This is a genomic window from Anaerovibrio sp. RM50, from assembly GCF_000622005.1.
Taxonomy (GTDB): Bacteria; Bacillota; Negativicutes; order Selenomonadales; family Selenomonadaceae; genus Anaerovibrio.
The window spans coordinates 66,158-78,455 of record NZ_JHWV01000012.1; the positions used below are offsets into that span (position 1 = coordinate 66,158).

The 12,298-nt window shown below is 43.6% G+C and carries 12 protein-coding genes and 1 riboswitch; of the genes, 4 read left to right on the forward strand and 8 right to left on the reverse strand.

The window, feature by feature from the left end; translation table 11 throughout:
- Positions 1–61: 61 nt before the first annotated feature.
- Positions 62–559 carry a nitroreductase family protein gene (locus T525_RS0107560; RefSeq protein WP_027406713.1) on the forward strand — a complete coding sequence of 166 codons (498 nt, stop codon included), beginning with the start codon at positions 62–64 and terminating at the stop codon, positions 557–559.
- A 61-nt stretch (positions 560–620) separates the two neighbouring features.
- Here the strand turns inward: T525_RS0107560 and T525_RS0107565 are convergent, their stop codons facing one another.
- Positions 621–1,307 (reverse strand): Crp/Fnr family transcriptional regulator, encoded by a 687-nt coding sequence (locus tag T525_RS0107565; protein ID WP_037325448.1) that lies wholly within the window; start codon positions 1,305–1,307, stop codon positions 621–623.
- A gap of 325 nt (positions 1,308–1,632) precedes the next feature.
- Between T525_RS0107565 and T525_RS15645 the strand changes: the two genes are divergently transcribed.
- Positions 1,633–2,022 (forward strand): CGGC domain-containing protein, encoded by a 390-nt coding sequence (locus tag T525_RS15645; RefSeq protein ID WP_051533484.1) that lies wholly within the window; start codon positions 1,633–1,635, stop codon positions 2,020–2,022.
- 71 nt (positions 2,023–2,093) lie between these two features.
- Here the strand turns inward: T525_RS15645 and T525_RS0107575 are convergent, their stop codons facing one another.
- A complete protein-coding gene (locus T525_RS0107575) occupies positions 2,094–2,930 on the reverse strand; it encodes an Mrp/NBP35 family ATP-binding protein (protein ID WP_027406715.1) in 837 nt (278 codons plus the stop codon).
- A 425-nt stretch (positions 2,931–3,355) separates the two neighbouring features.
- Here T525_RS0107575 and T525_RS0107580 point away from each other — a divergent pair, with 425 nt between their 5' ends.
- Positions 3,356–4,222, forward strand: a complete 867-nt coding sequence (locus T525_RS0107580; RefSeq protein ID WP_051533493.1) for a metal ABC transporter substrate-binding protein — start codon at positions 3,356–3,358, stop codon at positions 4,220–4,222.
- A gap of 122 nt (positions 4,223–4,344) precedes the next feature.
- On the opposite strand, the gene T525_RS0107585 is transcribed toward T525_RS0107580, so the two are convergent.
- The 5 genes from T525_RS0107585 to T525_RS0107605 form a co-directional block, all read right to left on the reverse strand.
- Complete coding sequence (locus T525_RS0107585; protein ID WP_027406717.1) at positions 4,345–5,328, reverse strand: YeiH family protein; 984 nt, start codon at positions 5,326–5,328, stop codon at positions 4,345–4,347.
- 89 nt (positions 5,329–5,417) lie between these two features.
- A complete protein-coding gene (locus tag T525_RS0107590) occupies positions 5,418–7,127 on the reverse strand; it encodes a nitrogenase component 1 (RefSeq protein ID WP_027406718.1) in 1,710 nt (569 codons plus the stop codon).
- A 30-nt stretch (positions 7,128–7,157) separates the two neighbouring features.
- Entirely contained in the window at positions 7,158–7,952 is a 795-nt protein-coding gene (locus tag T525_RS0107595; protein ID WP_027406719.1) for an ABC transporter ATP-binding protein, read from the reverse strand.
- Entirely contained in the window at positions 7,952–8,938 is a 987-nt protein-coding gene (locus T525_RS0107600; RefSeq protein WP_198022650.1) for an iron ABC transporter permease, read from the reverse strand. Before T525_RS0107600 ends, T525_RS0107595 begins: the two co-directional genes overlap by 1 nt.
- Before the next feature lie 44 nt (positions 8,939–8,982).
- Positions 8,983–10,104 (reverse strand): ABC transporter substrate-binding protein, encoded by a 1,122-nt coding sequence (locus tag T525_RS0107605; RefSeq protein WP_027406721.1) that lies wholly within the window; start codon positions 10,102–10,104, stop codon positions 8,983–8,985.
- A 173-nt stretch (positions 10,105–10,277) separates the two neighbouring features.
- Positions 10,278–10,457: riboswitch (cobalamin riboswitch) on the reverse strand.
- A 105-nt stretch (positions 10,458–10,562) separates the two neighbouring features.
- On the opposite strand from T525_RS0107605, the gene T525_RS0107615 reads away from it, so the two are divergent.
- Positions 10,563–11,429, forward strand: a complete 867-nt coding sequence (locus T525_RS0107615) for a LysR family transcriptional regulator (RefSeq protein ID WP_027406723.1) — start codon at positions 10,563–10,565, stop codon at positions 11,427–11,429.
- On the opposite strand, the gene T525_RS0107620 is transcribed toward T525_RS0107615, so the two are convergent.
- Positions 11,401–12,276: an NAD(P)/FAD-dependent oxidoreductase gene (locus T525_RS0107620; protein WP_037325450.1), complete on the reverse strand. Its 876-nt coding sequence runs from the start codon at positions 12,274–12,276 to the stop codon at positions 11,401–11,403. The two genes, T525_RS0107615 and T525_RS0107620, sit on opposite strands and share 29 nt — an antisense overlap.
- Positions 12,277–12,298: the final 22 nt, after the last annotated feature.

The window sequence follows — 12,298 nt, forward strand, 5'->3', positions numbered from 1 at the left end:
AATAGTTTCAACAATCGTATAATCAATAAATGAGACAGGAAAGAGAAAGTGAGGCAAGATTATGGATGCAATTTTTACCCGTACCAGTGTGAGAAGCTATGAGGATAAGCCTGTTGAGGCGGAAAAAATCCAAAAGATTTTGCGGGCAGCCATGGCTGCGCCTTCTGCCATGAATCAGCAGCCTTGGGAGTTTTATGTGGTGACTGACAAGAATGCACTGCAGGAGCTGTCCCAGGCCAGCCCTTATACGGGCATGGTGGCCGGTGCCCCAGTGGCAATAGCGGTTTGCGGTCGAACTGAGAATTTGCCAGTTCCTGACTTAGTGCAGGTGGATTTGTCCTTGGCCACGGAAAATATCCTGCTGGAAATCGAGGCTCAGGGGCTGGGTGGCGTCATGCTGGGCATTGCTCCCTTTGCCGACAGAATGGAACGGGTGGCCCGAATCCTTGATTTGCCTGAAAATCTGGAGGCATTCACCGTGGTTCCATTTGGCTATCCTGCCAAGAAAAATCCTCAGCAGGACCGCTACGATGAACAGCGGGTTCATTATATAAAATAAGCTCACAGATAACAAAGGACAGCCCTCTCAGATTTGAGATTGCTGTCCTCTTTAATTTCAATCATTCTTCTATTGCAAGTTCAAAGTGGTTTCGGTTGGTTTTTAGCAGGCCTTCCCTTTGCAGCTTGGAAATTTCCACCGTCATGGCGGCCCTGTCAACACAGAGGTAATCCGCCATATCCTGCCGATTAAAGGGAATATCAAAGCTGAGACTGCCCTGACGCTGGGATTCATGAGATAGATAAGAAAGAATCTTCTCCCTGGTGGAACGCTTGCTGATATGGGTTATTTTCTCATTAAAAGCCATAACCTTGTTAGCCAGAACACCAACTAAATTACGTACAAGTCTTTGATGATGGTCACAGGCCGAGGAGCAGGTGGCCATCAATCTTTTTACGTTCATCATAAGAATAAGGGCGTCCTCCTCCGCCACCACACTAATATTCAATATGGAGCCAGGGGTAGCAGCGTAAATTTCACCAAAAAATTCCCCAGGGCGGCATTTGGCCATAATATTCCTGTGGCCCCACACATCCTCCTGAATAATCAGCGCCGAGCCGGACAGCACCATTCCCATTACATCTGTACTGTCCCCTGCCCGAAAGATATACTTCCCCTTGGGGGCTTTTTCGGTGTAGGCCCCCACACAGCCCAAAACAGACTTTATTTCCCCGTCGTTCATGCCCCTCAAAAATGCGCAATTTCCCAGAATTGGCAGATATTTTTCTATTTCCTTTCCAATATTCATTGTTTTGGCTCCCCTTCTGCTTTCGTTCCTTTTATTGTTGCAATTACAACATACAAGTTTGATTTATTGTAGTATATTTATTTTGCAAAAGCAAATAAGAAGAATTTTTCTTTTTCTCAGGAAAGAGAAAAATTTTAGCAAAGGCGTTATAACGAGCTTTAAGATGTCCCCCACCTCTTTAGGTGGGGGAAAACAAACTACAACAGCTGGCGAGCATATCTCCCAGCTCGTTGAAACGCTAATTGGAAGATTTTTCTTCTAAAGAAGAAAAATTTGAACAATGGCGTTATAATATTATGTAACATATATTTAGGAGAGATTTATCATGAAGAAAATTGCTATTTTACGCTGTCTTAAGACCTCTGCCTCCTGTGCCGGCACCGGTTGTCTGCGGGCCTTCAACGAAAAAAGCGAGGGCTTCCGCAAATATGAAGGTGAGGATATTCAGCTCATGGGTATGTGGACCTGCAACGGCTGTGGCAAAAGCATGCTGGAAAATCAGGAGGGCATTGAAAAGAAGATTGCCCGTATGGCCGACAAGGGTGTGGATGCTGTACACATTTCCCATTGCACTGCCAAGAAAAATGCCGATGGCATCCCAGTGCGCTGCCCCACCATTATTAATATTTGCAAAAAGCTCAATGATCTGGGGGTAAAGGTGGCAGACGGCACCCACGGTTCCAACGCAACAGGTGATATTATTTCCTTCGATTAAGTTCTGCAATAAATGTAAAAAGCACCTATTAAGGATTATCTTTTCCTCAATAGGTGTTTTTGCGTTACTTCTTATTTTTCCAAAGCCAGCAGCTTGTCTGCAGCATCATGCAAATATATATCTTCCACTGTTTCAATCTGTCCTGCATCACATTTTGCGGCCAGCTCCGGTTTCATTGGAATACGCCCTAAAATATCAAGGTTGTACTCCTTGGCAATGTTGTCCAGATGGCTTTCGCCAAAAATATGGTGGTGCTTGCCACAATCAGGACATTCAAAATAGCTCATGTTTTCCACAAGTCCCAGAATAGGCACTTTCATGGTGGAGGCCATCTTTACAGCCTTGGACACAATCATGGAAACCAGCTCCTGAGGACTGGTAACGATAATAATACCGTCCAGCTTTATGGACTGCATTACGGTCAAAGGAACATCACCGGTTCCCGGTGGCATATCAATAAAGAGGTAATCCACGTCATTCCAGATAATATCAGACCAGAACTGCTTTACCACACCGCTGATAACCGGGCCACGCCATACTACAGGATCTGTAGTGCTTTCCAGGAAAAGGTTCATGCTGACCACATCAATTCCCCCGGCAGAAGCCACTGGAAAAGCTCCCGCCTGACTGCCACGGACTTCACCTGTTACGCCAAACATTTTAGGAATGGATGGTCCGGTAATATCTGCGTCCATAATGCCTACATGACGGCCTTTTCTGGCCATGGCTACGGAAAGCAGACCAGTTACCATGGATTTGCCAACGCCCCCCTTGCCGCTGACCACCGCAATGGTATGGCGGATGGTACTAAGATCATTTGGCTTTTCAAACATATCCCCAGCCTTACGGGTATCCTCACCGCAGGTCGTGCCGCATGAGCTGCAGTCGTGATTACATGATTCTGACATAAAAAATCCTCCTAAATTTATAACGAGCTTTAAGATGTCCCCTTCCTCTTTAGGTGGGGGAAAACAAACTACAACAGCTGGCGAGCATATCTCCCAGCTCGTTGCGACGCGAAGCTAGTCCTGAAAGGGAAACGCTAATTGGAAGATTTTTCTTCTAAAGAAGAAAAATTTGAACAATGGCGTTATAATACCTCACATTTTTGCATTACTATTATTTTTAAATTATTTTAGCAATATGTTTTATTATACGCCCCACTATCCGTAAAAGTAAAGGAATAAACAAAGATAATAAATGAATTCACATCATTATTGACATAAAAAAAGTATTGTAATAGTATAACTTACGATTAGTCCATGTATGTAAGGAGGTACTCATTTTGAAAATCAAATCTATTTTATTATGTATTATTGCGGCCCTGTGTCTAATGCTTACAGGCTGCGGCTCCGACACTGCCAGCACCTCATCAGATAAATCCGACAACAAGGATGGCTCTGTACGGATTGTTACCACCTTTTATCCTATGTATATAGATGCCATCAACATTGCCAAGGGAATCGATGGTGTCACCGTAACGAATATGACCAAGCCGCAAACCGGTTGTCTTCACGACTATCAGCTGACTACAGAAGATATGAAGACTCTGGAAAAGGCTGATATTTTAATCGCCAACGGCGCCGGCATGGAGAGCTTTTTAGACAAGGTTATCAAGGAGCAGAAAAAGCTCACAGTAATTGATGCTTCCAAAGACATGGAGTTGCTGGAAACTGACGGTGAAAAGAATCCACACCTTTGGCTTAGTGTCACTGCCGACATTCAGCAGGTAAAAAACATCACCGAGCAACTGAAAAAAGCTGATCCTAAGCATGCCGATGCTTATCAGGCCAATGCTGATGCCTATATTCAGAAGCTGGAGGCCCTGAAAAAGGAAATGCACGATACTCTTGATAAAGTTCCACACAAGGATATTGTTACCTTCCATGAGGCCTTCCCATATTTTGCCAAGGAATTCGGCCTTAAGATTATTGCCGTTGTTGAGCGTGAACCAGGCAGCGAGCCTACTCCAAGTGAGCTGCAGGAGGTAATCCAACAGATAAAGCCTCTCTCCACCAAGGTTTTATTCACAGAGCCACAGTATTCCCCAAGTGCGGCCCAGACCATTGCCCGTGAAACAGGGGCAAAAATATACACCCTTGACCCGGTTGTAACTGGCGAGGCCAATGCAGATGCCATGGATGCTTATCTGGTAACCATGCGCAAAAACATGAATACATTGAAGGAAGCCCTTCAGTAATATTTCGTAATATTTCGTAATATTTAATATTATAATAACATTAAAATAACACCTATCATCACACTAATATGATGGCAGGTGTTATTTTTATTTGTCTAAACTTTTTAAAATCAACAAACGGATTACAAGATCCCCACTACATATTGGACGGCAAGAGACATACAGGCCACAGCCACCCAGCAGCAAAATCCTAGGAAAATTGGACGCACGCCGTTACGCAAAAGTTTCATTATTTTTGTATTGAGGCCTATGGCACACATAGCCAGCACAATACAGAATTTTCCCATAGTCCCCAAGGCGTGGGAGAGAACTTCGGGCAATATGCCGGTGGTATTTACTATGGAAGCAACCACAAACCACATAATGAAAAAAGGAAAAATTTTAGCAAATTTAAATTCTTGTCCCTGACTGTTTCTTTCACGGGCAGTGAGCCACGCAAAAATGAGGCACACCGGTACTATCATTAATGCTCTTGTGAGTTTAACGATAGTGGCAAATGCCCCCGCCTCTTCACTATAGGAATACCCAGCCGCCACCACAGAAGAAGTATCATTAACTGCCGTTCCGGCCCACATTCCAAAACCAAAATCCGACATATTCATAACATGACCCAAAAATGGAAAAATGAATACTGCCAAAACATTGAAAAGAAAAATTGTAGAAATAGAAAAAGCAATATCCTTATCCTTGGCACCAATGACCGGGGCCACCGCTGCAATAGCTGATCCCCCGCAAATAGCTGTACCGGCACCAATAAGGGTAGTGGTATTTTTCTCCAGCTTCAGCATTTTTCCTGTCCCCCAAGCCACAACAAAGGCGGTAAGCAGTGTAAAAATCATAACAGATAAAGACCTGGAGCCCACATTAAGTACATGAAAAAGATTCATTTCAAAGCCAAGAAGTATTATGGAATATTGAAGGATTTTCTTCCCGGTAAAGGCTATGCCCACTTCCATCGATTTAGGCCGCCTTAATGATGCAAACATCATTCCCAATAGTATTCCAAACACCGGTCCCCCCACTATGGGAAACGCCTGCCCCAAAAACCAAGCTGGTATAGCGAAAATCAACGCAAATAAAATACCCTTAATGTGTTCTTGTTTCATGCAACTATCCTCCACAGAATAAGTTCTTAATTGACAAGAAATATATTATCATTAAGGGCATTATATGTAAAATACTATTGTCTTATTATTTATATAGGTTTTTGCCTATGTATTTTGTTTTCCAGCCAGGCAGCACCCTTCTTGCCGAAAAACAAATATTTGTCATTCATTTCCTCTTCACCGGCATACAGCGAAGGATCTGTAATATTTATCCAAATTTTATATGACAGTGCTCCGAAAATATTAAATGTGTTGTCACCGATAATGATGTCACACCCCGATGCTAATTCCAGCCACTGTTCACGGTCAGAAAATAAATGTATCTCCGGCCTCTGACAATCTCCAAGTCCATTGGCCATAATCAACGGCACAGCCTGGTTGTACCATTCCCGTAATGAGTGGAAAGGCGCATATAAAGCAAGTTCAATCTGGTGAAAACCCAGCATTTCCCGTAGGAAACGATATATTCCAAGAGTGAGCACCGGATCTCCTAAAAGCAGCACCTTCTCTTCACGGCGAAGAGAAGTCTTATCCGGCACTTCCGCCAATGCTTTATTGCTGTTCATATATCCATTGATCTTATTCAGCCACAATTTCATGGAACGGGCGCCTACAGGAATAGCGGCAATATAAGGAATTCCCTGCGTTTCCTGAATTTTTTGTGCCAAAAAGACTCCCTGGGCAGAAACCACCCAATTCATTTTTACACTATTTAAATTGCCCCAACTGTTTAAGAGGTTGTCTTTCGGGAACATGGCTCCGTATCCATCCCATTCTATATGCTCGATTCCATGTCCAATCTTATCCAAAGAGGCACTTTGCATCCTTGAAGAGCCCAATATTCCAATTAAAGGTTGCTTCACAGGCACTTTTTCCGAATGGGAACCATTATATAATTGCAGCATGGCGTTGGAAATACCTTCAATATGGCTATGAAATCCATCCGTCTTGAAGCAATATACCTCATCAATGCCACTGCGGTGAAGGTTCTTCCTCAACAAATCCATATCAAACTTGGAGATTTTTGGTATTGGTGACTGAAAAAGGCAGCAAGGCTTCTCATTTCCAGAAGTATTCCAGTCTTCCTTTATAATATCCGGGAATGTAAGCTGACAACTCTTTAATGCCCCAAATGAAGAAAATCTGGATTTTTTCAAGTGATAATTCTGTCGCCAGGATTTTGGTAAAGAAAAACATTCAGTACAACCGCCAGCATCTACCATCAAGTTGTATGTATCCCACTCCTGCAGCATATCTGCCAACCCAGCAAAATCAGTCTGCATGGCGGGAAGAGATTTTTCCTCTGTACTGAGTTTTCCTTTTCCTTCGGGTATTTCATCCAAAAGCTCTGCCAAAAATTCTTCCAGCGGTTTTTTCTGTGGTACTACTGCACCCCTGTAAAGAATCTTTATAGGTACAGTGGCTTTTTTCTCCGCATCTTCCACAAATCTGTTCAATATAGCTTTATGCAAAAAATCAAGGCAGGAAGCGTAAATAACAACGCCTCCCAGCCACGGTTCTCCCAATGCATTATGTAATACATCATCCAGCTTTGTCAGCCACTTTTCATAATTTTCCAGATCAATGGCCTCCATCAAACAGTACCGATATTGATGCAGCTTATTCAGCTTTACAGCAGTATTATATACGCCACGGACACAAGCCGGAGAGCCGGTGGCGATTAACATCAGATCGTCCCTTTTCCAAATACGCCCTGGAAGGACCATAATATTGCCATTCTTATTATTTGTAACCCCTGGCTCTATTCTGCACTCTGCCAATGTTTCTTTTGCAGTCATACACACTCCCCTATCAATTCATAGCACCTGCTAATCATGTTCCATTAATTTTCCCGGAATACATATCTTTCTTCCTGCTTCTGGGACATACACCATGTGCACACTCATCTGGTATAAATTTCGCAGTGCTTCTTCAGTAATAATTTTTTCGGCGGCTCCCGATGCTAATGTTCCGTTGTGTAAAATCCCTGTTTGCTGCCCAAGGTAAATTGCCTGATTAGGCATGTGGGTTGTCAGCAATACAGCAATCCCCTTGGCGGAAAGTTTTCTGATAATGTCCATAACCCGTTGCTGATTGCCATAATCCAGATGATTGGTAGGCTCGTCCATAACAATGATACGAGGCTCCTGAACAATGGCCCTGGCAATAGTCGCCTGTCTCTGCTGACCACCTGACAAACTATTTATGGGACGATTTTTTAAATCATAAATACCCATCTCCTGAAGGATATCATCCGTCAATTCATAGTCCTCTTTACCAGGCTTCTGGAACAGCCCCAAATGCGGAGCCCTGCCCATAACAACATAATCACGAACAGTAAAAGAATAGGGTGTCTGTTGTAATTGCGGAACATAACCTATAAGCTGCGTAAACTTTTTTGCATCAGTATAGGAATCATACCTTTTTCCCTGCTCCTCAATCCATACCTTACCCGACCATGGTTGCTGAAAACCAATTATACAACGCAAAAGGGTGGATTTTCCGGCACCATTGGCACCAAGTATAGAGCAAATACCGCCAGTTTCCACGGTCAAAGAAACATCCTTCCACAATGGAGTGTCTTCATCATAAGAAAACGACAATTTTTCGACCACAAGCTTCACTATACCACCGCCATTCTTTGTCGTATAAGCAGATAAAAGTAGAACGGAGCACCAATAAGACCGGTAAGTATACTTAAAGGAATCTCAGCATTCATTGTTGTGCGGGAAAGTGTATCCACTACCAGCAGGAACAGAGCACCCATTACCACTGCCAGCGGTAACAGTCTTTGATTGTTCGGACCAACAAGCATTCTGGCAAAATGAGGAACCACAAGCCCAATCCATCCAACGGTGCCACTTATACATACCGAACTGGCCGTAAGTACAGTTGCACAGAATATAACTGCGTAACGAATTAGGACAGCATTATGTCCCAGCATATGAGCCTCTTCGTCACTCAACATCAAGATATTCATGCGCCAGCGCAAAAAAAGCATTATCATTGCACAGGCAATTATCGGCAGACCATTATACAATAGATTTCCCCACATAACGCTTGTCAGGGAACCAAGCTGCCAATATGTAATAATTGGTAATTCCGTCTCTGTATCAGCAACATACTTTATGATGCCCAGTAATGAGCTCATAAAGCCCCCTACTATAATGCCGGCTAGAACCAGCATGACTACTGTATTTCTACCCACTATACGGGGAATCATTACCGCCACAGATACAGCCAGTAAACCACCACAAAAAGCCCCAACCTGAATTCCAAGTTGGGACAAACCAAGCAATATGCATACAGATGCACCCACACAGGCTCCTGATGACACCCCAAGCATATCCGGGGCCACCAAAGGATTTTTGAACACACTCTGATAGGCTGCGCCGGAAAGAGACAGCGCAGCACCAATCATAACAGCAGCCAAAACCCGGGGCAGGCGAAGAGAAAAAATTACATTCTCTGCCTGCTCGCTCCAAGTTCTCTCAATCCCCAAAAGTGGGTGACACAATATCTTTACTACATCGCCCGGACCAATATCAAACCGCCCCGAACCTATGCTAAAAACCGTCATGGCAGCCAGCAGAAAAAGGAATAGCAGCATTATAGCTGCATATCCCCCTGATGTAAATCGCTTCAGCACCTTCATTACTGCACCTTTACGCTGTTTTTATTTGCCTCATCCGCAAATATAACCGCCAAATCCTCATCACTTAAATCATAATTCATAAAATCTTTCATGAAATCTCTTGTATCCTGACGAATATTGATATCCTTGAAAATCCCTGGCTGTAAAAGATGGGCCAGCCAACGCATCATCAAAGGAGTTTCTACGCCTGGGGCATCCCAACGATAAATACCGAGAGGTACCTTATAAACCCTATGTTCCCTAACAGCCTTAACAGTACTCCAGTCCTGTCCAGGTATACGGTTCTCATACAGATCATCCGGAACAAATTTGTCAAAGTTGCTGAGCAAAATAATATCCGGATCAATCTTCAATACCTCTTCCATGGTAATGGTCTGATTCTGGTTCTGATTGCTCTTCAAATCAGTTTTTTCCGTAGGGTTATCTCCGCCGGCAATCTCAATAGCTTCACGCATGAAATTATCATTGCCCTGAAGACGCAGCTTCTGGGTACGCAGGAAGAGAATCTTTGGCTTGTCTGCCTTAGCCACATCATTGGACTTACTCTTTATCTGGTCATAAGTCTTCTGATAGTAGTCATTTATCTTTTTAGCACGGTCCTCCTTGCCCAGCAGCTTGCCCACAATAAGGAAGCTTTTCTGCAACTCCTCAACAGTAGTATTGTTAATCATAATAGGAACAATGCCAACCTGCTTCAACTTGGCGGCATCGTCCTCCTGATGCTGCCAAATAATTGCAGCTTCAACCCCCTGTTGCAGCATTCCTTCAACATTTACGGAAAAATCCTGACCGATAAGCTCAGTATTCAGGGTACCAAAATGGCTATCCTTGGTTGCCAAAAAATGGCCTTTATACGCAGACATAGCACCCGGATGAATTGCAACAATACGCTCAGAATTGCCATCCAGTGCGGTAACCACTGAAGCCCAAGGCAATGGTACCACGGCAATTTTCTTAATATCCTTTGGGACCTCGACAACATTGCCCTTTACATCTTCTATAGTTATCTTTCCATTATCATCTTTGGCTGCATTATTTTTCTCACTTCCACAACCCGTTAACAATGTAAAGCAAGCCATACATAGTACCAATAATACCACAAACAAACTTCTTTGCTTCATAATCGTTCCATCCTTTCAACAATCATACATCTAAAAATCTTTACTTTAGGCTGCTATCCATCATCTCCCCACAAACCGAAAACCTTGGCAATAAAAAAACCGCTTCGCAATATACGAAACGGCACAAAAACAACGCACTGTAGTCGCCTGCTCTCCTGTCGCTCGCAAGATGCAAGTAAAATCCATTTTTGGGCAGTTCTCCTGGCTCTGTTTCATCGTTCGATTCGCCTTCCCAGCTACCAGTAGCCAGTGACATCATGAAAGGAACTCCACATTACAGTGACGGGATCGCAACGGCTTTTCACCGTTTTCTCTGTTAGGCTCTCGCGAGCACCCAAAAACATATGTAATTGTATTTTTGATTGACAACCAAAATTCTAATCACTAAATTAAAAGATGTAAAATACTATTATTTAATGTTTTGTATAGGCATATACCTATAAATGGAGGATTTTTCCATGACGCTTAGACATTTTCTTATATTTCTAAATGTTTGTGATGAGGAAGGAATGACCAAAGCTGCTGAAAAGCTACATATTTCACAACCTTCTGTGAGCCAGGCCATCAAAGAACTTGAGGAACATTACCAAGTTAAATTGTTTGAAAGACTGGGAAAAAGATTGTTTATTACTCCAGCCGGACAGGAGCTTATGCACTATGCCCGCCATGTACTTAGTCTGACTAATAAGGCAGAATCAACACTACGCGGTTTTTCCAGTCACTCCCCGCTCCGCATTGGTGCCACCTTGTCAGTTGGCGAAAGTGTTTTCGTTCCCCTGCTGTGCCATTTTAAAGCAAAAATGCCGGAGCAGGTGATTTTTTCCCGTATTCACAATACCACCACTTTGGAGCAATACCTACTTCAAGATAAACTGGATATTGCGCTGGTTGAGGGAAACCTTGAATCAGAATACCTGCGTGAAATCCCCTTCATGGAAGATGAGCTGGTATTCGTAGCTTCACCTGACAGCAAGCAAACTATGTCCAAGAAAGAAATAGCGAAATGCTCCTTTATTGTACGGGAGGAGGGCAGCGGTACCCGCAATCTTTTTGAACAGATTATGAGAGAACATAATATAACCCCGCGTATCTCCGGTGTTTATAACAATTCTTCCACCATCAAGCAAGCAGTTATGGCTGGTCTTGGTATAACCGTTCTTTCCAAAAAAATTGTGGAAAAGGAAATAATTGACGGATCTCTTATTGAAATATCCGTCCCCCATATTAATTTTCGCCGAAAATTCCGTATTGTCCATCATGTAAATAAATATATTACATCTACTTTGGAGCTTTTTATTAACACCTGTCACGAGATGTACAGCTAATTGCCAGATACTCCAATATTTCATGAGCGGCCACATTGCCCTCACCCACGGCCTTGGCAATCTGATATGGTCTTCCCGTGTTGTCCCCGGCCGCAAAGCAGCCCTCAATATTGGTGTGAAACTGACGGTTCACGGCAACATGGGGGCCATCCAGCTCCAGCCCTGGCAGGAGTTCCTCGGGCGGAATGGCATTTCGCAAAATAAACACACCATCAAGGGCTATTTTATCGCCATTACGTAATTCTACAGCCTCCACCCGCTTATCTCCCAATATTTTCGCCAGTCTTCCATCAACAAGTTCCACATTATTCTCCGGCACTGTCAATTTGCCATCAGGAGAAAACAGATACACCTTTTCCGCTATATTGGCAAGGTAGGAAACCTCAGAAATAAAGCTTTTATCACCACAATACACCGCCAGAGTCTTTCCCTTGTAAAACATGCCATCACAGGTGGCGCAATAGCTTACGCCTCTCCCCAGATGCTCCTTTTCCCCCTCAAAGCCCTTGGCAACGGCTATTCCAGTGGTCAGCAGTACGGTCTTTGCCTCGAACATCTCATTATCCGCCAACAGGGTAAACTTACCGCCGAAATCTGAAATCTTGGACACGAATTTATTGGTGATCTCAAGATCCAGTTCCTTAATATGTTCACGAAAATGCTCATTCAGCTCATGCCCGGTGATAATACCCAGCCCGGGATAATTGGAGATTTTCTCAGCCTTTTCAATTTTAGAGCTCATTTCTTCAGGGCCAAACCAAATTATATTCTTTCCCCTGGCCTTTAGCACCGTAGCCGCCGACAGCCCCGCCGGCCCTGTGCCAACAATTGCAGCATCGTATATCATATCCCCGGACCTCCTTTAAACT